The 23,616-nt window shown below is 59.3% G+C and carries 23 protein-coding genes and 1 pseudogene; 14 read left to right on the top strand and 10 right to left on the bottom strand.

Features of this window, described 5'->3' with window-relative positions; genetic code table 11:
• Positions 1-88: 88 nt before the first annotated feature.
• Together IPM39_06215 and IPM39_06220 are read right to left on the bottom strand one after the other, a co-directional pair.
• Positions 89-1,147: a hypothetical protein gene (locus IPM39_06215; GenBank protein MBK8985663.1), complete on the bottom strand. Its 1,059-nt coding sequence runs from the start codon at positions 1,145-1,147 to the stop codon at positions 89-91.
• A pseudogene (locus tag IPM39_06220) lies at positions 1,140-2,268 on the bottom strand (glycosyltransferase family 4 protein). Before IPM39_06220 ends, IPM39_06215 begins: the two are co-directional and overlap by 8 nt.
• Before the next feature lie 115 nt (positions 2,269-2,383).
• Between IPM39_06220 and IPM39_06225 the strand changes: the two are divergent.
• From IPM39_06225 to IPM39_06240, 4 genes are read left to right on the top strand one after another with little or no spacing between them, the layout of a single operon-like run.
• On the top strand, positions 2,384-4,318 hold the full coding sequence (locus IPM39_06225) for a glycosyltransferase family 39 protein (GenBank protein MBK8985664.1): 1,935 nt from the start codon (positions 2,384-2,386) through the stop codon (positions 4,316-4,318).
• A 45-nt stretch (positions 4,319-4,363) separates the two neighbouring features.
• Positions 4,364-5,230, top strand: a complete 867-nt coding sequence (locus IPM39_06230; protein MBK8985665.1) for a LysM peptidoglycan-binding domain-containing protein — start codon at positions 4,364-4,366, stop codon at positions 5,228-5,230.
• A gap of 54 nt (positions 5,231-5,284) precedes the next feature.
• The gene (locus IPM39_06235) at positions 5,285-6,616 is read left to right on the top strand and encodes a hypothetical protein (GenBank protein ID MBK8985666.1); all 1,332 of its coding nucleotides are present in this window, start codon (positions 5,285-5,287) and stop codon (positions 6,614-6,616) included.
• Positions 6,617-6,674: 58 nt separating this feature from the next.
• On the top strand, positions 6,675-9,800 hold the full coding sequence (locus tag IPM39_06240; GenBank protein ID MBK8985667.1) for a hypothetical protein: 3,126 nt from the start codon (positions 6,675-6,677) through the stop codon (positions 9,798-9,800).
• Positions 9,801-9,828: 28 nt separating this feature from the next.
• Here the strand turns inward: IPM39_06240 and bcp are convergent, their stop codons facing one another.
• On the bottom strand, positions 9,829-10,281 hold the full coding sequence (bcp, locus tag IPM39_06245) for a thioredoxin-dependent thiol peroxidase (protein MBK8985668.1): 453 nt from the start codon (positions 10,279-10,281) through the stop codon (positions 9,829-9,831).
• Between the two features lie 230 nt (positions 10,282-10,511).
• On the opposite strand from bcp, the gene IPM39_06250 reads away from it, so the two are divergent.
• Positions 10,512-11,072, top strand: coding sequence for a hypothetical protein (locus IPM39_06250; GenBank protein MBK8985669.1), 561 nt, complete (start codon positions 10,512-10,514; stop codon positions 11,070-11,072).
• Positions 11,073-11,154: 82 nt separating this feature from the next.
• Here IPM39_06250 and IPM39_06255 read toward each other — a convergent pair whose 3' ends face one another.
• From IPM39_06255 to IPM39_06265, 3 genes are all read right to left on the bottom strand, one after another.
• Complete coding sequence (locus IPM39_06255) at positions 11,155-11,694, bottom strand: tetratricopeptide repeat protein (protein MBK8985670.1); 540 nt, start codon at positions 11,692-11,694, stop codon at positions 11,155-11,157.
• A gap of 18 nt (positions 11,695-11,712) precedes the next feature.
• Positions 11,713-12,375 (bottom strand): helix-turn-helix transcriptional regulator, encoded by a 663-nt coding sequence (locus tag IPM39_06260; protein ID MBK8985671.1) that lies wholly within the window; start codon positions 12,373-12,375, stop codon positions 11,713-11,715.
• A 142-nt stretch (positions 12,376-12,517) separates the two neighbouring features.
• Positions 12,518-13,975: a DUF5107 domain-containing protein gene (locus tag IPM39_06265; protein ID MBK8985672.1), complete on the bottom strand. Its 1,458-nt coding sequence runs from the start codon at positions 13,973-13,975 to the stop codon at positions 12,518-12,520.
• A gap of 200 nt (positions 13,976-14,175) precedes the next feature.
• On the opposite strand from IPM39_06265, the gene IPM39_06270 reads away from it, so the two are divergent.
• The 8 genes from IPM39_06270 (at position 14,176) to IPM39_06305 (ending at position 19,873) form a co-directional block, all read left to right on the top strand.
• Positions 14,176-15,219, top strand: a complete 1,044-nt coding sequence (locus IPM39_06270; GenBank protein ID MBK8985673.1) for a flippase-like domain-containing protein — start codon at positions 14,176-14,178, stop codon at positions 15,217-15,219.
• Positions 15,220-15,316: 97 nt separating this feature from the next.
• Positions 15,317-16,195 (top strand): glycosyltransferase family 2 protein, encoded by an 879-nt coding sequence (locus IPM39_06275; protein MBK8985674.1) that lies wholly within the window; start codon positions 15,317-15,319, stop codon positions 16,193-16,195.
• 15 nt (positions 16,196-16,210) lie between these two features.
• Positions 16,211-17,599, top strand: coding sequence for a Coenzyme F420 hydrogenase/dehydrogenase, beta subunit C-terminal domain (locus tag IPM39_06280; GenBank protein ID MBK8985675.1), 1,389 nt, complete (start codon positions 16,211-16,213; stop codon positions 17,597-17,599).
• The gene (locus tag IPM39_06285; protein ID MBK8985676.1) at positions 17,568-18,347 is read left to right on the top strand and encodes a methyltransferase domain-containing protein; all 780 of its coding nucleotides are present in this window, start codon (positions 17,568-17,570) and stop codon (positions 18,345-18,347) included. The genes IPM39_06280 and IPM39_06285 overlap by 32 nt, the downstream gene beginning before the upstream one ends.
• Before the next feature lie 69 nt (positions 18,348-18,416).
• Complete coding sequence (locus IPM39_06290; GenBank protein MBK8985677.1) at positions 18,417-18,701, top strand: type II toxin-antitoxin system RelE/ParE family toxin; 285 nt, start codon at positions 18,417-18,419, stop codon at positions 18,699-18,701.
• 9 nt (positions 18,702-18,710) lie between these two features.
• Complete coding sequence (locus IPM39_06295; protein MBK8985678.1) at positions 18,711-19,034, top strand: HigA family addiction module antidote protein; 324 nt, start codon at positions 18,711-18,713, stop codon at positions 19,032-19,034.
• A 157-nt stretch (positions 19,035-19,191) separates the two neighbouring features.
• Positions 19,192-19,443: a hypothetical protein gene (locus IPM39_06300; protein MBK8985679.1), complete on the top strand. Its 252-nt coding sequence runs from the start codon at positions 19,192-19,194 to the stop codon at positions 19,441-19,443.
• A complete protein-coding gene (locus IPM39_06305; GenBank protein ID MBK8985680.1) occupies positions 19,436-19,873 on the top strand; it encodes a type II toxin-antitoxin system VapC family toxin in 438 nt (145 codons plus the stop codon). The genes IPM39_06300 and IPM39_06305 overlap by 8 nt, the downstream gene beginning before the upstream one ends.
• 93 nt (positions 19,874-19,966) lie before the next feature.
• Here the strand turns inward: IPM39_06305 and amrS are convergent, their stop codons facing one another.
• Positions 19,967-21,046 carry an AmmeMemoRadiSam system radical SAM enzyme gene (gene amrS, locus IPM39_06310; GenBank protein ID MBK8985681.1) on the bottom strand — a complete coding sequence of 360 codons (1,080 nt, stop codon included), beginning with the start codon at positions 21,044-21,046 and terminating at the stop codon, positions 19,967-19,969.
• Between the two features lie 102 nt (positions 21,047-21,148).
• Here amrS and amrB point away from each other — a divergent pair, with 102 nt between their 5' ends.
• Complete coding sequence (amrB, locus tag IPM39_06315) at positions 21,149-22,075, top strand: AmmeMemoRadiSam system protein B (protein ID MBK8985682.1); 927 nt, start codon at positions 21,149-21,151, stop codon at positions 22,073-22,075.
• On the opposite strand, the gene IPM39_06320 is transcribed toward amrB, so the two are convergent.
• The 3 genes from IPM39_06320 to IPM39_06330 all read right to left on the bottom strand — a co-directional run bounded on the left by IPM39_06320 (position 22,061) and on the right by IPM39_06330 (position 23,610).
• Positions 22,061-22,258 carry a hypothetical protein gene (locus IPM39_06320; protein MBK8985683.1) on the bottom strand — a complete coding sequence of 66 codons (198 nt, stop codon included), beginning with the start codon at positions 22,256-22,258 and terminating at the stop codon, positions 22,061-22,063. The genes amrB and IPM39_06320 overlap by 15 nt on opposite strands.
• A gap of 67 nt (positions 22,259-22,325) precedes the next feature.
• Complete coding sequence (locus IPM39_06325) at positions 22,326-23,459, bottom strand: hypothetical protein (protein MBK8985684.1); 1,134 nt, start codon at positions 23,457-23,459, stop codon at positions 22,326-22,328.
• Positions 23,446-23,610, bottom strand: a complete 165-nt coding sequence (locus IPM39_06330; GenBank protein ID MBK8985685.1) for a hypothetical protein — start codon at positions 23,608-23,610, stop codon at positions 23,446-23,448. Before IPM39_06330 ends, IPM39_06325 begins: the two co-directional genes overlap by 14 nt.
• Positions 23,611-23,616: the final 6 nt, after the last annotated feature.

Here is a 23,616-nt window from a genome sequence, read left to right on the forward strand (position 1 = left end):
CTGGCTGCTCTATCTTGTCGCAAGACTTTGGTCAGGACCAATCGTCGCTGCAGCACCCACTCCCAACTACCAACTAGCCAACTGCCAACTATTCCTCTCCTGTCTCCTCCACCGGGACAGTATCCGTAATTGAGAGGGTATCTGTAATGGCTCCAGGCGTGGGTGTGGCCGATAGACAGCCTTCTTGCGCCTGCCCAATCTGGTCATTTACCGCTGCGCCCCAGCGGCTGGCCTCGCGGAAGTAAGATTCGGCCGGACACCACTCTTCCAGATAGGCATATTGGTTGCCCAAATTCACCAACGACTCGACCAGTCGTTCACAAGCCCCCTGATAAAAAGGGGCCGATAAACACAACTCGCGGAAATTGAGGGCCGCTATTTCCCAATTGACGCCATAATAGGCGATACCAGACAGATATAACCTGGCCCAAAAGCGATAATCCAGCGCTTCCTGCGGTAAATCGCCCAGCGCTTCCGCCCGTTCGAGGTAGGCAGCCCCTAGTTCCACCTGATCGCCGCTGATTAATTCCAGACCCAGCGCCAGATAAGCCGTATACATCAGCCGGTCAGTTTCTTGCCGTTCGTAGCTGGGATATTGCAGTTGAAACGAAATCAATCCGCTGATGGCCTCTTCCCATGCTTCATTTTGCACCAACTGGCGAATGCGTGTCAGGTCTTCTTCCGGGTTGCTGATCAGGCCGGGGGTCGGTGTGGGCAGTGGTCGCGGTGTCGCTGTGGGTGTGGTTAGCGGCACGGGCGTCGTTTGCCTGTTTTGGCGCGTGGCAATCTCCAGCAGCAGCGCCTCAGCCTCTTTCTGATTGGGATCGTGGTCTATCACCCATTCTAGCCGGCGCTGCGCCAGACGGTATTTTTCGGCGGTGATGTCTTGCTGGGCCAATTCAATCTGGGCGTTGATTTGCTCGACCAGAGTGGTGGCCCGTTTTTCGGTCAGCAGCGCCTGCCCGTTTTGCCAGCCCAGGTAAACCACCAGCAAGTACCAGGCCAACAGCGCCGCGGTGATGATCAGCAGCAGGCCGATCAGACGTGTTGCCCGGCGCGGCGACGGCCGTCCCGCCACCACCTCAACCTCTCCGGCAGCAGCCGTCTCAGGCGTCTGTGACTCTTGGTTTGACGGTACATCATTCATGGCGCGTAGTATACTCCGCTTTAGAAAGCATGTCCCGATAGACAGCCACCGTTTGCCCGGCGATTTGGCCTTGCGTGTAGTGCTGCAAAACGCGCTGCCGCCCGCTTTTTCCCAGTGTGCGGCGAAATTCGACCGATTCTAACAGACGCCGCAAATGGGCTTGCAATGCGTCGGCGTCGTCCTCAGGAAAGATTAAGCCGGCGTCACCGATTACCTGGGGGATTTCGCCGCTGTTGGCGCCGATAACGGCCGTTTCACAAGCCATCGCTTCCACCAACACCCGGCCAAACTGCTCTTTCCAGTTAGGCAGCGCCCGCGAAGCCAGCACCAACACGTCCATCTGCCCCAAATAAGCCGGCATTTGCGCCGACGGAATCGCCCCATCGAACTGCACCCGCTCGCGGATGCCCAATTCCTGCGCCAACTGTTCCAGATACGGCCGGAACGGGCCATTACCGGCAATGTGCAGCCGCCAGACGCCCGGCAGTTTGGCCGCCGCCCGCAGCAGCAGGTCATCCCCTTTTTCGGCCACCAGCCGCCGGTTGGCCGAGCCAAACACAAAGGCACGGCCGTCATCTCGCCGCGCCGGTGGGGCAAACAAATCCGGGTCCGTGCCAAACTGTGGGATGATCGTATACGGTCCGGTATACCCCTTTGCTCGCCACACCTGCGCCGCTTCGCTGCTGCCCATCAGGGCATAATCCACCGGCCAACACCTGCTTTTCCCACCAGCCAAACGGTGGTGGGTATTTGCGGTTGATATTTTGCCAGCTAAAAAACAGCGTTTTAGCGCCAACCGCCTGCGCCTGCCGCATGGCAAGCCAGGTCGCCAGGTTATACGGCTCCTCGTCAATATGCACAATGTCTGGCCGAAATTCGGCCAGCCGCTGCTTGAAGCGCGGATAATAATGCAGGTGGAAATTGCCATTGAAGCGGATGGGGTCCACCAGCAGGCGATAGCCATTAGCCGGAGCGCGTTCTAGCATCACCGGCCCGGCCGGGTCGTTCCAACCTGGCGGCACAACAGCCAGCAGCTCTATATCTTCATAGCTGGCAATCGCCGCCAGCTTGGATTGATAAGCCCCCACCAGCAAGGCTTTGGACAACATCAGCACACGCATAAAGAATGGTCAATCGTCAATGGTCAATCGTCAATCGTCAATCGTCAATCGTCCGGGTTTGTTGCGAAAACCTATTTTGCTATACTTGCCCTGCTTTGACAAACCGGGCAATCGCATGAACAACTCCGCAAACCAACTTCATGGCCCATCCCGTTGGGGGTGGGCTTTCTTACTGTTAATCGCGGTGACGGCCGTTTTTTTCCGCTTCTACCAGTTGGGCCAATACCCACCCGGCTTGTACCACGATGAAGCCTACAACGGTCTGGATGCCCTGACGGTGCTAGACGGCCGTTATCCCCTCTTCTTCCCGGCAAACAACGGCCGTGAACCGGCCTACATCTACCTCACCGCTGCCGCCATTGCCCTGGTTGGGCGCACGGTGACGGCCGTGCGCCTGGGTGCGGCCGTTGTTGGCTCCTTGGCGACGCTGGCCGTTTACCTGTTGGGGCGCGAATGGTTTGGGCAGCGCGTTGGTTTGTTGTCTGCCTGGCTGTGGGCCGTTACCGTCTGGAGCGTTCACTTGGGGCGCGTCGGGCTGCGGGTGTCGCTGCTGGCGCCGCTGTTGGCGCTGGCTTTCTGGTTGGGCACGTTGGCTTACCGGCGGCAGCAAGCGTGGTTGTGGCTGGCCGCCGGGTTGGTTTATGGGAGCGCCTTTTATACCTACCTGGCGGTGCGCTTTACGCCGCTTGTGCTGCTGGCGCTGTGCCTGTATTTGCTCTGGCAGCGGCGCGGGGCGCGTTTGTGGCCGGGGATGGGGTGGTTTGGCCTGGGTACGGCCGTCGCCCTCCTCCCCCTCGGCCTGCTCTTCTGGCAAGACCCGGCGCTCATTTTGGGGCGCAGCGGCCAGGTATCCATCCTTAACCCGGCCATAAACGGCGGCGACCTGTGGGGCGCGCTGGCGCGGCAAACCGACCGGGCGCTGGGCATGTTCATCTGGCGCGGCGACGACATCCTGCGCCACAATCCCGCCGGGCGGCCGGTGTTCGACTGGTTGATGGCCGGGCCATTTCTGCTTGGCCTGGCCTGGTGCGTGTACCATTGGCGGCGACCGGCGGCGGCCGCTGCCCTGCTGTGGCTGCTGATCATGTCTGGTCCGACGATTTTGGCCGAGGATACGCCCCACTTTTTGCGGGCGGCTGGCGTGCTGCCGGCGGCGCTGCTGCTGCCGGCTCTGGGCCTGGACTGGCTTTGGAATTGGGCGCGCCTGCCACAATTGGCGCGGCGGGGTGTGGTGGCTGTTTTGCTGGCCGGTAGTTTGTGGCTTTCAGTACGCGATTATGTCAATTATTCGCGGCAGCCGGATGTGGCCTATTTGTTTGAAACGGCCGTTACTGACCTGGCCGCCGCGATCAACGCCGAGCCAATTGGCACGGCCGTTTTCCTCGACGATGAGCGCTACTGGCAAAAATACCCGACCCTGCCTTTTTTGGTGGAAGAAGCGCGCGTACTCTTGTATCGCCCCGCCGAGGGATTGCCGCCTCTGCCCGAAACGGCCGTCATCTATGCCTGGCCCTACGACAACCTCGACGCCGTGCGGCGGGCCATCCAGCCCCCGGCGCTGGTCATGGCCGAGTGGGGCAGCCTGGCCCGCGGCGACATGGAACCGGAAGCGTATCCGCTGGTGGCGCGTTACGCCATCCAACCGGCGCCCGATTGGCCGGTGCAGGCCACGTTTGGCGCTGGGCTGGCGACGCTCCATCAGGTTGCCGTAGAGACGCTGCCTACCGGCGAACTCCAGGTGGATGTGGTGTGGCAGGCGGGAACGGCCGTGCCCGGCAATCTGGCCGTATTTGTGCATGTCGTGGGACCAGACGGCCTCATCGGCCAAAGCGATGGGCCGCCGGGGGCCGGGTTGTGGCCCGCCGACTGGTGGACGGCGGGGCTGCTGCTGCACGACCGTCGCGTCATCCCCCTGGACAACGCGGCGCAGCCGACTGCCATCCATATCGGCTGGTACGACACCGACACCGGCGCGCGTCTGCCGGTGCAAAACGCCGCCGGGCAGCCCGTGGGCGACGTTTGGGTCTGGCCCCTGGCGGATCATGGGTAGATGGCAGAGATGTCGTTTGCCGGGCGTCGGGTAGAATAGGAGAAGATGGGTACGCTTAAGGCTATGCGACGACTTTGGGTTGTTTTGGTGTGGGCTGGCGTGTTGACCGGGTTGATGGCCGGGTGGGCGCCACTGCTGGCGCAATCTTTGCCCACGCCAACGCCGGACGCCGATGGCAACATCTACGTGGTCGTGCAGCCCAACGATTCTATGTGGAGCATAGCCGCCCGCGCCGGGATTTCGCTGCCAACCTTGTTGGAATTGAACGACCTGACGGAAAACAGCGTTGTGCGACCGGGCGACCGGCTGCTGATTGGCCGGGTGGAGCCACTGCCCACCGTTACGCCGGAACCATCGCCCACAGCCACACTGGGGCCACCCACGCCGACGCGCACACCGCCGCCGCTGCCGCCAACGTCGGTTTGCCTGACAGCCTTTGATGACCTGAACCAGGATGGGATTCATGATGGCGGTGAACCGCTGCGCGGCGCGGTGGCCTTTACCATTTTTACCGAGCAGGCTGTGGTGGCTAACTACATCACCGATGGGCTGTCTGAGCCGCGCTGTCTGGAACTTGAGCCAGGCAGTTATCGCATTACGCGCTCCATTGGCCGCGACGAGACGTTGAGCAATGATGGTGATGTGGCCGTGCTGCTGAATCGGGGGAGTGTGGTACAGTTGTTTTTTGGCAGTTATCGTGGGGCGGCGATGGTCGGCGCAACGGCCGTATCTGGCACACCCAGTCCCGCCACACCGCTGCCGGTTTTTATTCAAGCCACGCTGCCAGGGGAAACGGCCGTCAGCCCAACCAAGCCCACGCCGCCCAATTTGCTGGCCTGGGGCGCATTGGCGCTGGCGGCCGTTCTGACGGTGGCGGCGTTAATCTTTGCCATTCGCCTGCGACGGCAATAAACTATAAGACTGGACAGCTTCCAAAACTTGTTCGGCTTAATTAGAGGTACTGATATGAAAAATCTTTTTGTATTGACCGGGCTTTTAGCCCTACTCGTGACGATATTGATAACGGCCGTGCCCGGCGCAGCCGCCCCAGCGCAGCAAACCAATCTGCTCAGAAACCCCGGTTTCGAGCAGCCTTTTGGCGCCGATGGTAACGCGGTAGATTGGAACCGCTGGCATCAAAACAGCACGGAAGCGCAGCTGGCGAACCGGGACTGCACTGCCGGTTATTACGTCTTGCCTAAATGGGGCGCGGAAACCAACTCGGCGCTGATCCACAGCGGCGGGGCGTCGCAGCAGGTAGGCAATATGTTCGACACCTGGCACGCCGGCGTCTGGCAAAATGTCCCGGCCACGCCAGGCACGACCTACCGCTTCACCTTCTTCGCTCGCGGCCGGGGCAGCAACGATCAATTCCCTGCGCCGTCGGATACCAGTCTGCAAATGGGCGTGCGCGCCGGCATTGACCCCAACGGCAGCGGCCTCTGGTACGAAAGCGACGTGGTCTGGGGCGCAGCCGCCAGCCCGCATGATCAATGGCAGCAGGTATCGGTGGAGGCGACGGCGACCGGCAATCAGATCACCGTTTATACGGCCGCCAATTGGGTGCGGGCAGGTACGTTCCAATGCCGCACCCATCTGGACGTCTGGTTCGATACGGCCGAGTTGGTGGCGCAAGGCCCAGCGGCGACCAATACGCCGCCCCCACAGCCCACCTCGCCGCCGGTAGTGGTTGTGCCGCAGGCGACCAATACGCCCGTGCCGCCGCCGCCCACCGACACCCCAGCTGTGCCGGCCACCTCTACCCCCATTCCCACGGAAACGCCCACAGAAACACCGCCCGGCGCGACCATCTGCGTCAATGCGTTTAATGATGAAAACGGCAACGGCGTGCAAGACCCCAATGAAGGCTATATGGCCGGGGTGACGTTTACCATCGCCAATGCCACCGCGATTGTGGGGCAGGCTATCTCCACTGGCACAGAGACGCCGGTTTGCCAGGAAGGGCTGCCACCCGACCGCTACCAGATCCGGCAGGTTTTGCCGCCGCGCCTGGAGCCAACAACCATAGATTACGCCGACCTGGAAGTGCAGGTGGGGCAGCCCTATGGCATTGCTTTTGGCAGCCGCATCCGTGTGGAAGTGACGCCAACGAGCGAAATAGCGGCCGTTTCGCCAACGCCGATTGGCGGTCAGACTGATACCGACTCGTCTTCATCGGCCGGCAGCCCATCGGGCGGCATCAGTGGTCTGGCGATTGCCGGAATTGCGATGTTGGTGACGGCCGTTGTGTTGTTGGGGGCGGTATTGTTCGTGCTGCTGCGTCGTCAGACAGGTTAATTGTTCTGGTGGGCGGGTGATGGCGTAGGCACGGCCGTCACCCGCCCACGCTGCCAGATTGTCCACCAAACGATTTCCCCGCAACGCTTCCCATCTTTATCTGATCGCCGCCCTGGCGGTGGCGCTGTTGGCCGCCTGGCCGCTGCTGTCTGGGCCGGGTCTGGTCAATACACGCGGCGGCGGCGACAGCCCCTTTTTGTTGCAGCGGCTGCAGCAGTTGGAAGCGGCGCTGCGCGACGGCCATTTTCCGGCGCGCTGGATGCCAGACGCCAATTATGGCTACGGCTATCCCTTTTACAATTTTTACGCGCCGTTGTCGCTTTATGTGACGGCCGTTTTTCGCTTCCTCGGCTTTCGTTACATTCAGGCTATCCAACTGGCGCAGCTTGCCGGTTTTATCGTCGCTGCCTGGGCCACCTTTAGCCTGGCCAGGCGTTGGTTTCACTCCGATTGGGCCGGGCTGTTGGCGGCCGTGGCCTACACCACCGCCCCCTTTCACATGGTCAACGTCTACGTCCGCGGCGATTCGCTGGCCGAATTTTGGGCCATGGCTTTTTATCCGCTGGTACTGCTGGCGGCGGATGATTTTCGGATTTCGGGTGGAAGCGCGTGGAAGCGGCGCGTGGCGCTGTTGGCCCTGGCCTACGCCGGGCTGATTTTGAGTCACAATATCTCGGCGCTGATTTTTTCCCCTTTCCTGCTCCTTTACCTTCTGCTTTTACTGGTGCGCCGTGCTTCCCCTCATTCACCATTCACCATTCACCATTCACCATTCACCATTCAAACTGCCCTCGCCGGTTTATTGTTGGCCTTCGCTCTTTCGGCCTGGTTTTTTGTGCCAGCGCTGGCGGAGAAGGGCTGGGCGCAGCTTGGCCCGGTGACAGAGGGGTATTTTCATTTCAGCAATCATTTTCGCGGGTTGGATTTGGTGCAGGCTTCCTGGTTGTTTGATTATGGGGTAGATGGCGGCGGGGCGTTTCGCATGGGGCTGGTGCAGGCGGTAACGGCCGTCGCCGGTGTAGCCGCCCTTCTTTTTATACCAAGGAACAAAGGGACAAAGGGACAAAAGGAGGCAGCGGAGATGTGGGGCGCGCCGTTGCTTTTTATTGGACTGACCTTTGTGGTGGCGACGTTGATGATCACACCGCTGTCACGGCCGTTGTGGGAACATCTGCCCCTGCTCGATTTTACCCAGTTTCCCTGGCGCTTTTTGTCGGTGCAGGCGTTGGCCGGGGCGCTGGCAGCGGCGGCGTTGGCCCAACTGCCGGGGCGGCAGTTCATCGCGCCGTTGGCGGCGCTGCTGCTGATTGGCGCGGCGCTGGGTGGGCTGCGCCCCGATTACCTGCCCATCACCGACGCCGATGTGACGGCCGAAAGTCTGGCGCAGTACGAGTGGTATACCGGCAACATCGGCAGCACTGTCAGCGCCGAATATCTGTATACGGCCGTGCAGCCGCGCCCCACCACCAGCCCCTGGCTGAACGACGGCGACCGGGACAGGGTGCAGGTGTTGGATGGCATGGCCGTCGTATCGCTGTTGCAGCGGCGGGCAGCGCGGCAGGTATGGCAGGTGGAGACGGCCGGTGGCGCTGTTCTGGTCTTCCCGACGATGTATTGGCCGGGCTGGGCGGCGGCGGTGGATGGGGTGGCGACGGCCGTTGGACCGGCCGCCGGGTCGGGGCTGCTGCAAATCACTGCGCCGCCGGGTGAGCATACCATCACCCTGCGCCTGGGGCGCACGCCGGTGCAGACGGCGGCAGAATGGCTCTCGGTGACGGCCGTGCTGCTGACGTTGTGGCTGCTGTGGCCGCGCCGTTGGGCGCGGGTGGGCTGGGGGCTGACGGCCGTGTTGTTGGTTTTGGCCGGGGCCGGGATCAGCGCGCGCCTCTGGCCTGAGCCAGCGCTCTCGCCGGGCAGCCTGAACTGGGATTTTGCCCAGATGGCTTATTTGCACCACGCGCCCGCTGGCGTTTTATTCGCCGATGGATTGGCGCTGGACAGCTATTCGTACAGCCACGAAGAGATGCTGCCCGGCAGGAGCTTGACCATCAGCCTGACCTGGACGGGAATCGGCGAGGCGGCCGGGCAGCCGGTAAGTCTGGCCTTGTTTAGCCCGGCCATTACCCGGCCGTCGCTGCTGGCCGAGGTCGAGCCATCTCCCATCGCCACAGCGACGCAGCCGCTGGCCCCGGTGATGCATTTTGTCTTGCCCATCCCCGCCGATGCCCCCCCTGGCCTGGTGGCGCCGCGTCTGGTGGTGGCCGGGTATGGCGCGGAAACGGCCGTGGGCCTGGCGCGGGGCGATTTGTTTTTGCGGCCGCTGCGCCTGACGGCCGATTCTAACGCCCAGGAGCAGGGGAGCAGAGGGGAGTTGGATGTGCGGGTGATAGAGGCGGCGGTGCGGGCGGATGCGCCGATTTTGGATATGCGCCTGGCGTGGTGGACGGCACGGCCGTTGAGCCATAATTACAACGTCTCGCTGCGCCTGACAGATGCCCAGGGCGTCTGGCGGCGACAGTTGGATACACAGCCAGGTTTTGGCTTTTTGCCCAGCAGCGGTTGGCCGGCCGGCCAGTGGGTACATGATTGGCTGGCGCTGTCGCTGCCGCAATTGGACCCGGCGGCCGGCCCCTATCCCTTATTGATACAGGTTTATGAGGTGGGCGCGCCAGAAACGGCCGTCTTGACGCGGCGTTTGGGGGCGCTGGTCGCTGCCGAGGCCGGCCGGGTGTTTGGGCCAATCGCGCCGTCGTTTGTGCTGCCAGATGGGGTGGTGGGGGAAACGGCCGTGTTTGGCGACGCCATCGCCCTGGCCGGTTATACGGCGGCGCAGCAAGGGGACGTGTTGACGCTGACGCTGTATTGGCAGGCGCTGGGCGACGGCCAGACCGACTATATGCGCTTTGTCCACCTGGTTGATCCGGCCGCCAGCCAGTCGCCGCTGGCGCAAAGCGACGGCTTCCCGCTGTACGGCACGTATCCCACCGGCCAATGGCTGGCGGGCGAGATTGTGACCGACGTGGTGCGGCTAAACCTGAGCCAACTGCCGCCCGGAGCGTACAGCCTGCTGGTGGGCTTTTATGAAGGTAGCGGCGGGGGGAGGGTAACGGCCGTTGACGCCAGCGGCGCGGCCTTCCCCAACGACGCTTTCCCTTTGTCGGCCGAGATTATTGTGGGGGATTGAGGCGAACCGCGCCGCAATCCCCGGGGGCTTACAATGCTTTCAGCGCTTGCGCCACGCTGTCTTGCGGGCTGATTTTTAGCTGGATGTCGGCCAACTTACCGGCCTCGTCAATGAGGAAATGGCTGCGGATGATGCCCATGTAGGCACGGCCGTACATCTTCCGTTCACCCCACACCCCATACGCCTCGGCCACCGCGTGGTCTGGGTCGGACAACAACGGGTAGGGGAAATGCTCCTCGGCCTGCCACTTTGCCAATGCCGCCGGTTCATCGGGGCTGATGCCGATGACTGTGGCATTGTGGTCGCTAATGGTGGCGTAGTTATCGCGGAAGCCACACGCCTGGGTGGTGCAGCCGGGTGTAGCCGCCTTGGGGTAAAAGAACAGCACTACCCGCTGCCCACGAAAATCAGACAATTTCATAGACTTGTTTTCGGCTGACACCAATTCAAAATCTGGGGCAGCATCACCAATTTGTAACATGTCGTTCACTCCTTTTACTTATCTGCTGTAAAAACATAACCGAATTTTAACCTGTATTGGTACTGCGGTACTATACTAAAACCCCTGGTTTGAACCACAATAAGAACAGTTCTTATTCTTTCCTCATGTGTCTGCCATCTGGAAGCAATAATCATGTGGACAATTTTTCATCACCTGAATTGGACACGTATCATTTATTAATATCTTGACAGCGAACAAGGAGTAGTATCATGAAAAATAAGTGGATTGCCGTTCTTTTTGCGATTTGTTTTATTGCTGCCGGACTATTTGTCCCGCAGCCCGCCGCGGCCTATACCGGCGCAAACGTGATTGTGCGCGACAGTGTGACAATACAACCCTGGGTGTGGGGTGGTGATGTCTATCTGGTGAATCAGACAACCGGTACCATTGCGGGTACCGGTGAACTAAACGCCAATGGTCAGGTCAGCATACCGCATGGCACCGGGACGCTTTGTACTGGCGTTGGCGGTTGTGTGTCGCCTTTGCCCGGCCAGGTAATTGAACTCATTATAGACTTTGAATGCCAACTTTCTGGCAATTGCTCCGGAGGCCCAAACGGAACGCCGCAGACATTTGGCGAACTGACTTATACCCAGAACGCGCTGCCATTGTACATTTCGCGGGATGTGCGCACCGGCACTGGTCCGCTGGCGGTAAGCCTGAGCGGGATTGGCGGCGGTTCTAGCAGCCCGCTGCCTTATGCTGCTGCCGCTGCGGCCGTGATGTTGGGCGCGGCAACCATCTTCGTGGTGCGCCGCCGCCAGGCGTAAAACGGGCGACCTTTCGCTAGAATCAAAGAGGGCGACCTGAATGAACAGGTCGCCCTTTTTTGTTTGTTTGCGACTGGGCGGTCTACTCGCCAAACAGCTTGAGGGCAAAGCGGATCATGCTGAGGAAAAGGCCGCCAAAGACGCCGCGGCGGGGGTTGACGCTGAGGCTTTCTTCCATGCGCATCATGGCGGCCAGCCACTGCCCCTGGCGTAACTGCATCAGGCTGAGGGCGCGTAGGACCTGGCTTTGTTTGGCGTGGTCGCCAGTTTGGGCGAAGAGGGCGGCGGCGTCGCTGTAGCTGCGGGCGGCCTGGTCGCGGCTGCCCTGGTTGCTGTAGAGGTCGCCCAGATTGCCCAAGATTTGGGCGCGGCGGTTGTCATCGCCGGCCGCCTGACAGTGGGTTTGGGCATTCTCAAAGGCTTGCAGCGCGTCGTCGTATTGGCCGCGCAGGCGGTGGATGACGCCGATGTTGTTGTACATTTCCGTCTGGCCGGTGTGGTCTTCGATGGCGGCGTAGGCGGTAACGGCCGTTGCAAATGTCGTTAGCGCCGCATCATATTCGCCGCGCTGAAACTGCTGCAACCCTTCTTCTTTCAGGTAGTTGGCTGTTGTGTTGTTCATGAGGGTTTGCCTGCCGGATTAAAACGTAATGTCCAGAATGCTTTCGGCGACCTGTCGCAGCCGCTGCACGTCCATCTCGCTGAGGATTTTGGCCGTTTGCATGTAGGTGACGTTGGTAGGATTGGTGAGAAAGGCTTGCATGTCCGGGCCTAACTCGCTGAATATCTTTTGCAGGCGCTGCTCCGCCTCGTGGCGGCCCAGGGGGCCATGCTGATCATCTACGAAATAGGTGATGGGCACGTTGAGGTGGCGGCTGATTTGCTCCAGATGGAGGTAGGGAACGGCCGTCGCCCCTGTTTCATAAGCAGCAATGGCTGCTTCGTCCAGACCCAGCATGGCGGCGAAATCTTTTTGCGTCTGGCGCGCCTGAAGGCGTAGTTGGCGCAGCATGACGCCAATGACACGGTGGCGAATCGCTATCAGGCTCTGGTAATCCACCGGCCGCGGCGTCACCAGTTCGTCACGTCCCCAAAAATAGCCCATCGGCACTTTGAGGAACAGAGCCAGCACTTCCAACTCTGGCAGCGACGTGGCGTATTCGCCCGTCTCAATTTGGGCATAGGTTTCCGGCGTCAGGCTCAGCACAACGGCCGTTTCTTCGGGTTCACGGCCGGCGTACAAGCGGGCGTCGCGGATTAGACTGCCAAGCATTTGGGCGCGGGTTGGGTCCTGGTTGCTCATATCCTTGCTCTCCGAATGGGTGCGTATCTGGCGGTTGGTTCGCCCTGACGCGGAAATATCTGTTTGCTTCACATAACCAGAAAGATAGTAGCATAAATCAGGCCAAAACCAAAACGAAAAATAGACCTGACCCGCCTTATTTTTACGGCGTGACGCCGGTGGTTAGCAGTACCCCGCCATTGTGGTCTATCAATCGCAGGCCCAATGGCCCAGACATGCCCGACGGCCGCTGTCCCACCGTCTGCCAGGCCGGTCCGGGAACCAGTTGCACCGGCCATTCCTGAACCATATTGCCGTTGACATAAAGCTGGACTGTACTGGGGGTGACGGCCGTTACCGCCACCGCCATCTCCACCCCCTGCCACGTTTCCGCCAGACGAAGCGCGCCCTGCTCGTTGGCTGCCGCCAGGCCAGCGATGCCGCTGACCGGATACCAATGCTCGGTCCATTGGACACTCTGCCCGGCGTCCAGGGTGGTATAGGTCCAGAAATCGGCGGTGACGCCGCTGCTCCACATCTCCACATAGGTGCTGTCGTCGTCGGTCCACAGGCCAGGTCCCAGCGTGTCTGGGCCGAAGAATTTGTGGCCAGGGATGACCACCCGGTCGGCGATGCGCAGGAGGCCCTGATTCATGTGATGGTCGTAGACGCCGCTGTAATTGGACTGGATGGCCGGGGCGAAGAAGCCAATCCAACCGTTCCAGGTGGCGTATTGGTTGAGGAAACGGCCGTTATACTCCGGCCAGCTTATCAGGCTGTGTTCGCCGGGAATTTGCGGGTCGCCGGTGGAGTGGATGACAATTTCGGCGGTTGGCAAGACAAATTCGATGGCGTCGGTGGCGTGGTTGTCGTCCGGGGCGATCATCGCGTTGAGCCAGTATTGGTAACTGTGGGCGTTGGCGGTGTTGTTGACCACCCAGGGCTGGAGGGTGAGGTAGCTGTGGTCGGCGTCCAGCGCCAGGGTAACGCCGACAGTCATGCCGGTCTGGTCTTCCACGTCGCTGACGGTGATGGTGACGGTTTGCGAGAAGACGGCCGTTTGCGCCAGCCAGGGTCGGTATTCGTTCAGGCCATGTTCGTCGGTGGGAAAGGCCCATTCGATGCCGCCGGCCGCCAGCCACCAGCCGCGATTTCCCCAGGCGGTGGGTTTGAGGACGGGGTTGTTGTACAAAAGCTGCCGCCCGGTGGTTTTATCCAGCCAACGGTAGAGACGGCCGCCTAATTCTGGCAGCACGGTGACGGCCGTGTAATCATTATGTAGCGTAATCGCCCGAAATTCCCGCGTCATCAGCGGTTTCTGGAAAACACAGTCGTGGTTCAGGCGTGGGTAGGGATAGACAAAGTCGCCGGGCAGGGTGGCGATGAGGCAGTCGGGATGGTCATATTGGTAGGCTTGAATGGTGATAACGCCGGTCTCGATCCAGGGCGCGCCTGGTGGCGGCGGTGGCGGGGAGACGATGTAGGCCACAACAGGCAGGTAGGAGCGTGGTTCCAGATCGTTGGCGGCAGCCTGGGTGGGGTTGGGGTGAAGATGCAGCGTCAACAGCAGACCGGACAAGAGCAAAAGCGGCAAACTGAGAATAAACAAAAAGTGACGCATAATTGGCTCCTTTGGCGTGCAGAGCGTGGCGGGCAGAATCGAACGCGCTGCCCGCTGCCCACTGCCAGCTATGTTGACATTATGCCAGTGAGCGAGGCGTCTTGTCTATAAAAAGTGCGCTAAAACGGCCGTGAATGAAACAATGGTCATGTTGGTGTTGGTGTTTGTTCGGCATATGATTGGGGACTGGAGATTTGGGTATGGACGATGAACGGCAGCAGTCGCTGCCCTTCCACAACCGGCGCAGCAAACAATGGCAGTTTGGCCTGGGGCTGCTCATCAGCTTTGTGTTTCTGTGGTTGGCGCTGCGCAACCTGCACCTGGGCGAGGTGGTGGCAAACCTGCGCGGGGCTAATTACATCTGGCTGCTGCCGACTGTGCTGGCCTATTTTGTCACCATTGGCCTGCGCGCCTGGCGTTGGCAGGTGGTGATTGCGCCCGTCAAACAGATCGCCTGGCGGCGCTTGTCCGGGGTGGTGGTTCTGGGCTACCTGGGCAACAATATCTACCCCTTCCGCATTGGCGAACTGCTGCGGGTGCTGGCGCTAAACCGCTGGGAAGGCGTGCCGGTCAGCGGCGGGCTGGCGACGCTGTTGGTGGAGAGGGTCTTTGATGGGTTGGCTGTGCTGGCGCTGGTTTTTGTGGCGCTGCCGCTGCTGGATTTGCCCGGCATTCAGGTGCAGGCGCTGGTCGTTTCGGCCAGCGTGTTGTTTTTTGGCCTGCTGGCGCTGTTTGTGGGACTGGCCTTGCAGCCCGACCGGGCGCAGCGGGTGGTGGTGTGGGGGGTGAACCGGTTTGTGCCGGGGCGCTGGCGCGAGGGTGTGTTGGGTATGAGCGGCCGTTTTTTGCAAGGCTTGGCGGCGTTAAGGAGTGGGCGGGGGGTAACGGCCGTACTCCTCCTCTCTGTCCTCATCTGGCTGGTGGAGACGGCCAAGTATTGGTTTGTGATGCTGGCCTTCCCGTTCCAGGTCAGCTTTGTGGCCTTGATGTTGACCAATGGCATCGTGAATCTGGCGACAATTTTGCCGTCTACTCCCGGTTTTGTCGGTACGTTCGATTTGCCGATCATCGCCACCCTGACGTTTATGGGCGTGGATGGGGCGTTGGCGGCGGCCTATACTGTCGTTGTCCATACCACCTTCTGGCTGTCCAGCACTGTTTTGGGCGCGGTCTACATGGTGTTGGCCGGCCTGCGCTGGTCGGATTTGGGCCAAAGGGATTGGGACGCAGCGGGGCGCGGCTGAATGCAGATTTTTTGTGCTGCTTGCCCTGTGCGTTATGCTTGTATCAGATTGGTTCAATCTTGAAGATTGAACCAATAGCACTGAGGTAAAGGCTTTTATGGAACCTGTTTCAATCGTCATTCCGGCTTATAACGAAGAGCATGGCCTGGGGCCAGTGCTGACGGCGCTGCTGGCGGACATGGCCCAGGCGGGCGGCCCGTTTGAGGTGATTGTGGTGGACGATGGGTCGAAGGATGATACGGCCGTTATCGCTGCCCAATACCCCGTCATTGCCCTGCGCCACCAGGTGAACAAGGGGTACGGCGCAGCGCTGAAAACCGGCATCCGCCAGGCGCAGTACGACATCATCTGCATCACCGACGCCGATGGCACGTATCCCAACGGCCGTATCCCCCAACTTGTTAACCTGCTTACCAATGAGGGCTACGACATGGTGGTTGGGGCGCGGATTGGCGCGAACGTGCAGATTCCGCTGGTGCGGCGGCCGGCCAAATGGGCGCTGGGCCGCGTGGCCGCCTACGTTGCCAATGAACCCATCCCCGACCTGAATTCCGGCCTGCGCGTCTTCCGGCGCGAGGTGGTGATGCGCTTCTTTAATATCTTGCCCAACCAATTTTCTTTCACCACCACCATCACCCTGGCGATGTTGACCAACCAGTACCGGGTGCTGTATGTGCCGATTGATTATTTTGCGCGGGTGGGCCAATCGAAAATCCGCCCTATCCACGACACCATCAATTTTATGCAGCTCGTTTTGCGCATTGGCCTCTATTTTGCGCCGCTGAAGCTGTTCCTGCCGCTCAGCCTGTGGCTGCTAATTTTGGGTATCGCCTGGGGCACGCTGACCCTGCTCGTCACCGGCCAAATCGCCGACATCAGCACGCTGGTCATCGTCATGACCTCGTTTCAGGTGTTTGTCATCGGCCTGCTGGCGGAGCTGATTAACCGGCGAATGCCAAATGATTATCGGGAGTAGAGGAGGTTGGTACGTTTGGCTGTAACGGTTAACGAGACGTGGCGCAGGCTGCAAACAGAGGTGGTGGACGCCGGGTTGTGTACCCACTGCGGCGCTTGTGTCGGGCTGGCGCGGGGGCATTTGCAGATGGTTCAGACGCCAGATGGCCCGCTGCCGCAGCCGGTGCGCGGTGGGCAGCACGTACACCTGCCGCCGCTGGCCTATGCTGCCTGTCCGGGCAAGGGGGTGGATTACCCCGGCTTGCGCCAGTTTGTCTTTGGCGGCCAGCCGGAAAATGGGTTGATGGGCAACTACCGGAGCGTGTTCATTGGCTACGCCGGTGATGAAGGGGTGCGGCGGCGCGGCGCGTCTGGCGGGGTGATCACGCAGACGTTGTTGTATTTGTTGGAGAACGGCCGTATCCAGGGCGCCGTCGTCGTGCAGCAAGGCCAGCCCAAAGCCTACTTGGCCCGCCCCATCATCGCCACCAGCCCGGCGCAAATTTTGGCGGCGGCGCAAAGCGTCTACCAGCCCGTGCCGGTGAATGAGATTCTGGCGGCGATGGCGGGGTTTAACGGCCGTCTGGCCTACGTCGGCCTGCCGGACCAGGTGGCGGCGCTGCGCGAATTGCAGCGGCAGGGCCATCCCGGCGCGTTGAAGGTGGCTCTGGTGCTGGGGCCGTACACCGGGACCAATTTGTACCTGGAAGCCATCGCCAGCTATTTGCGTTCGCAAGGCGTCCATTCGCTGGATGAAGTTGTTGAGTTGAAGTACCGGGAGGGCGAGTGGCCGGGCCATTTGTTGATACGTCTGAAAGACGGCCGTATCTTCCGCGCCGAAAAGTTTTACTACAACTACCTCATCCCCTTCTTCATCACCCGCAGCAGCCTGCTGTCGGTAGATTTCACCAACGAACTGACCGACATTTCGGTCGGCGACGCCTGGCATCCACGTTATGAGGCGCAAGGGGCGGGCTTCTCGGTGGTGGCGGCGCGCACCGCGCAGGGCGAGGCGCTGCTGCAAGAAATGGCCGCCAACGGTGCGCTCGTGCTGGACGAAACCAGCCTGGACGACGCCCTGAGTATGCACGGCCACATGCTGGACTTTAAGAAGCGCGGCGCGTTCATCCGGCTGGATTGGCGGCGTAAATGGGGGCGGCGGGTCCCGGAGTATGGCTACCGGCCAACGGCCGTGCCCATCTCGCGCAAACTGGTGGAGGTGGTCATCAGCGGTATTTTTCTGGTAGGCCGCACCCGGCTGGCGCGGCGAATCATCGAGGTGCTGCCCCTCAGCCTGGTGGGACCGCTGTTTAATACCTTGCGTAGAACCTGGAAAGATTTGTCCAAACCGACCAAGCGGAAGGGGCTGGCGAACGTGGAGTTTGTTTTTGACCATGAACAGAGCAATCAGACAACTAGGCGATGAATTGAAGTATTGGACGCAGCGCGATTGGGCGATGGCTGACGTGGAGGCGTATTTCGATTGGCTGGCGGCCGATTACGACGAGATTAACAAAGGCGCAGACTCTTATTTCCGCCGCTTCACCGATACGCTGCGTCTGGCCGATTTGCCGGACGGGGCGCATTTTCTCGATTTTCAGGCGCGGTCGGGCAATGGCACGGCCGAGTTTTTTAAGGCGGGTAAGGTGGGCACGGCCGTTTGCGCCGATGTTTCCCGCGAGATGGGCAAAATTTGCCTGGAACGGGTGCACGCCGCCGGGCTGCAAGCTGTGCGCTGGGTCCACATCACCGACTATAACTGGCCTTTTGCCAGCGGCGAATTCGATATTGCGTTGTGTCTGGAAAGCATTGAGCATTTTTCCAAACCATACTACCTGCTGCATGAACTCTCGCGTGTCACCAAACCGGGCGGCGCACTGATCCTCAGCACGCCCAACGTCTTTTGGGAGCCGATGCACGCCCTGGCGGCGATCACCGGCCTACACCATTCGGAAGGGCCACACCGCTTTTTGGGCTACGGCCGTCTTCAATCCATGATCCGCGACGTCGGTTTCCACATCGAACACAGCGAAACTACCGTCCTCATCCCGGCCGGCCCGGACTGGTTCATCAACCTGGGCTACTGGATTGAGGAGCGCACGAAAAACACCCTGATGCCGCTGGTTGGTTTGCGGCGGTTGTTTATTTGCCGGAAGAGGGGGATTGGAGATTAGAGATTGGATAGCTGGTTAGAGACTTTGTGCATCGTTTGACGGTATTACTGTGCGGCGGTATTATTTAGTATGATTAAATCCTTCAAGTCGAAAGAAGCGGAAAAGGTGTTTAATCGTCTCTTTTCTCGCAGGCTTCCACAAAACATTCAATCAACTGCTTATCGGAAATTGGCCTTTTTGCATTCAGCCAAAGACTTGAACGATTTGCTTCTCCCGCCCTCGAATCGGTTGGAAAGGCTGCAAGGTGATCGACAAGGACAGTACAGTATTCGCATCAATGATCAGTGGCGCGTTTGCTTCGAATGGCTAGATGGTGATGCTTATGAAGTCGAAATTGTGGACTATCACAAATAAAGGTGAATGATGACCCAACAGAAAATTCCTCCGGTACATCCTGGTGAAGTTTTGCTCGAAGATTTCCTCAAGCCATTGGGCATCAGCCAGTATCGGCTGGCAAAAGAAATGAACGTTTATCCGCGTAAAATCAATGAAATTGTTCATGGACAGCGGGCGATTACGGCCGATACCGCTCTACGTCTGAGCCGTTACTTTGGCACGTCCGCAGAACTCTGGATGAATTTGCAGTCGCTTTACGACCTGGAAAAGACGCGCGACGAAATTGAGGTCCAGCTTGAGGAAGAAGTCACTCCACTGATTCGTGACGATCTTAATCTTGCCCTGACGTAATATGTTCGTTGGTGGATGATTGCATTGAGGTTGGGTGAAACGGCCGTTTGTTAGAGCGAACGGCCGTTTTTTTGTGTCTGGTTCGCTTGACAATACGATTAAACGGTAGTATCGTTTTGATACTACTATGAGATAGTATCTTGCCGGGAGTATGAAAATGGCAAATTATACAGAACGGGTACAAACAGTCCTGACCAAAGAGCAGTATGATCAGTTAATGGAACTGGCCGAAAACGAGCAAAAGCCACTGAGCGTCATGATTCGTGAAGCGGTTGTCGAACGGTATCTGATGAGGGTTGACGCGCAAAAACGGCAGCAGGCGCTGGCGAATTTGCTGGCGCTAGACGCGCCGGTCGCTGATTGGCCGCAAATGGAAGCAGAAATTGAGCAGGGGGCGCTAGATGAGTGATGCACCCTACTTCTTGGACGTGAATGTGCCAATGTACGCGGCTGGTAAAGAGCATCTGTATAAGGAATCTTGCGTTTGGGTGCTGACGGAAATCGCCAACGGCCGTTTAGAAATCGTCATTAGTACCGAAATCATTCAGGAAATCTTGTATCGTTACGGAGCTTTAGGGCAGGCCCAAATGGGAGTACAACTGGCGCAGAATCTCATGGATTTGATTCCCAACATGCTGCCTGTGACGGTTGAGGATATGAAAACGGCCGTTGCTCTCTTTGCTGAGTATGCGTCAAAAGGGGTGAAAGCGCGGGATGTGGTACATACGGCCGTTATGCACACGCACCAGCTCACCCACATCATCTCCACGGACAGTCACTTCGACCAGATTGACGGCATCACCCGCCTGGACCCGCGTGATATGTTCGCTGGTGGATGATTGGCTTATGTTGTATCTTCATAATGACTTGGGGTGTATCAAACTGCAAGTTGGCGTCCGCAGATTTGTCCAATCTTCTGAGATTGGACAAATCTAAATCCTCACCGGCTGGCGGCGCGCCCCCCATTTCCCCGGCTGCGGGTCGAAGTGACCGGCGCAGGGGGTGTGGCAGAAACGGCAACGGCCGTCTCCAGCCAAATTCCACTCTTTCAGCACATACCAATCCCGACCGATCAGCTTTTCGCCGCAGGCGTGGCAGTAGGTGCTGCCGCCCGCGCCATCGTGGACGTTGCCGGTGTAGGCGTAACGCACGCCGTTGGCCTGGGCGATATGGCGGGCGCGGGTCAGGGTGGCCGGCGGGGTGGGCGGGGTGTCCATCATTTTGTAGTCGGGGTGAAAGGCGGTGAAGTGCAGCGGCACGTCTGGCCCTAGTTCGTCCACCACCCAGCGCGTCAGCGCGTCCAGCTCGGCATTGCTGTCGTTTTGCCCCGGAATGAGCAGAGTGGTGATCTCCAGCCAGACGGCCGTTTCATGTCTCAGATATAGCAGGGTATCCAACACCGGTGACAGGCTGCCGGCGCACAACTGCTGGTAAAACTTCTCGGTAAAGCCTTTCAGATCTATGTTGGCGGCGTCCATGTGGCGGTACAGGTCGCGCCGCGCCGGTTCGTTGATGTAACCGGCCGTCACGGCCACGGAATAAATGCCCCGTTCGTGGCACGCCTGGGCCACGTCTATGGCATATTCCAGAAAGATGGTGGGATCGTTGTAGGTGTAGGCGACGCTGCGGCAGCCCAGTTCTTGGGCGGCGCGGGCGATGGTTTGCGGCGCGGCCTGATCGGCCAGCGTGTCAAATTCGCGCGATTTGCTGATGTCCCAGTTCTGGCAGAATTTGCAAGCCAGGTTGCAGCCGGCCGTGCCAAAAGACAAAACGGCCGTGCCGGGACAAAAGTGGTTGAGCGGTTTTTTCTCGATGGGGTCTATGCAAAAGCCGCTGGAACGGCCGTAAGTCGTCAGCACAATCTGGTCGTCCTGGGCCAGGCGCACAAAACACAGGCCGCGCTGCCCGTTGTGTAACTTACATTCGCGTGGGCAAACGTCGCATTGGATACGGCCGTCAGCCAGCTTGTGCCAGTAAACGGTTGAAATCGTGTCGTTTAGGAGTGCATTCATGCTCTTTCTCCAGTTCGCAGCCTACAAAAGGCTCAGAAGCGTTTTGTAACCTGTCGCCAGTTCCCGACAAAATTCATTATACTACAGGTAGATTGGCGCAAAATGAACGGCAAACGGCACATTTCACTCCGCACTCCGAAATCCCCAATTGCCAGGGAGGTTGTTATCACCACAGTACGCCAACCGGCCGTCGCCGGTACATTTTACCCGGCCCGGCCAGATGAGTTGCGCCGGATGGTGGAGGAGTTTGTAGGCACGGCCGTCGTCCCACCGCTCCCGACCGCGCCCAAAGCCATCATCGCCCCGCACGCCGGGTACATCTACTCTGGGCCGACTGCCGCGGCGGCGTATGCGGCGCTGCGGCAGTTTGCCAGCCAGGTGCAGCGCGTTGTGCTGCTGGGGCCAGCCCACACCCTGGCCTTCGACGGCTTGGCCGCCCCCGACGCCGACAGCTTTGCCACGCCGTTGGGCGAAGTGCTGTTGGATTGGGCGGCGCTGGACAGCATCCTGGCGCTGCCGTCGGTGCAAGTATTGCCCGCCGCCCATGCCCGCGAGCATGGGCTGGAGGTGCATCTGCCGTTTTTGCAGGTGGTGGTGGGTGGGGCGTTTAGGCTGGTTCCGTTGGTGGTGGGCGATGTGTGGGCGGAAGAGGTAACGGCCGTACTCGACCTTCTCTGGGGCGGGCCGGAAACGCTCATCGTCATCAGTTCTGACCTGAGCCATTACCATGATTATGCCACGGCGCAGCGGATGGACGCGGCTACGGCCGAAGCCATTGAGCAGCTTAATCCCGCAGCCATCGGCCGTGATCAGGCGTGTGGGCGGCGGCCCATTCAAGGGTTGCTGCTGGCCGCGCAAATGCGCCATCTAACCGTCCACCGGCTGGATTTGCGCAACTCTGGCGACACGGCCGGGCGGAAGGAGCGGGTGGTGGGTTATGGGGCGTGGGGGTTTAACGATAGCAACCACAGCAACGGTCGCCTGTTAACTGTTTTAGCCCGGAAAGAATCCGTCTCAGGGCGATTGTGATTGGGAGGCCGAAGCTACAAACGATTCGATTAATTGGATGAGGGTGGCCCAATCGCGGAAGTAATGGGCCTTGCCGGAGAGGACATGGGTGAGGGTACCGCGGATTTCTGAACGGCCGCCACCCACCTCCTCCCGCCATACCCGCAGCGTAAACAACTGCGACTCTGTCTGAACCTCTTGCATCGCCTCAACCTATGAATTTGGAACGGCCGTTTCCCAAACCCTCTACCTGAGTAGCCAGTATCTATTTTTAGGGCAGGTTTTCCAGCACAAGGTGCCTATGGCGCAGCGCTGCCCGATGAAAATGGACCCATAGGGAATCCCAGAAATCAGGCCGGGGGGTAATAGGCGGCCCCTGCGCCCACTCTTGAGGTGTGAAACTATCCCAATTTGTATCCCCCGCAAAAGCCTGCCGGCGCCAATCCTCTTTGTTATAAGTCAGCGCGTGTGGCGCAAAGAGATGCTCGAATGTGGTGCGCCATAGTTCGCAACGTTCATTTTCCTGAAATGCATGGTAAGCGTCATAAGCTGCGCGCGAGAACAAATCTTTCAGGCCCAGCGAGTCCGCCGGTCTGTAAGCAAACAAGCGCTGGAAGTCAGGCTTTAAGTCTTCCCAGGGGATAGGGGACGCCGGATTCTGTTTTTTGACCTGGCTCAGATAGCCGTAAATTTTTTGCGCCGCTTGCAAATAATCGGTGACGTTGTCACGTAGGACCGGGGGAGTGTTTTGCCGCTCATAAGCATACTGCCATTTTGCATAGGACAAATCAGGAAAATAACAAGCTTCAGCGTGGCCAATTTCTGGGAGAATGTTTAACAGGATTCGCTCGCCCGGCGTTACTGCCTGGTACTGATTGGTATCTGGATCAAAAACCTTGATACCGTCAATATCATTTTCGACCCGGTTTAGACGCCCCGAAAAACCCTTGTGCGCCCAGGTGTCGGCAAACATGTGTAGAGCGATGCCGATGCGACACAGGCGATGCTTATTGTTTTTCAATGGCTCTCTGGCAGCCTCGTTTAAGAGCCAATTGGCAAATTTTGAATCTTGGTTTGTGACAAAGGAATATGAGCCGTTTTGGGAAGGGTTAAATCGCTGGGGTGGAATGAAATGAAAAGGAATATACACGCGCTTCTGTGCCGACCAGTTCAAAACAGCCCGGCCCAAATCCTCTAATTTATCATAGGTCGTGCAAACCGGATCAAAATTGACGTCACCCGCCAGCCGGATCTGTTCGCTCTCCGTGGCGTTATCCGTATATTGCGACGCGTAGGCGATGGTCAGTGCGTCTGCCGGGTTGAAGCCAGCCGCTCTGGCCAAAACAGCGACGCAGTAGAAATGAAAGTTTTTTTTGCATGTTTTCCTCCCTTTAACCTGGTCCATCAGGCAGCGGCCTCCCCAGCGTACCGCTTCCCGCCACAACAAAAAAATCAGGAACGGCCGTTTCCCCATCTGCCCGCCCAAATTCATTAGGCAGCGGTGACGGCAGGAAACGGCCGTTTCCCCAGGTGGTTATCCCTTCGTACTCCAGCAAGCAATC

It is taken from the genome of Candidatus Leptovillus gracilis, assembly GCA_016716065.1.
In the GTDB taxonomy this organism is placed as follows: Bacteria; Chloroflexota; Anaerolineae; order Promineifilales; family Promineifilaceae; genus Leptovillus; species Leptovillus gracilis.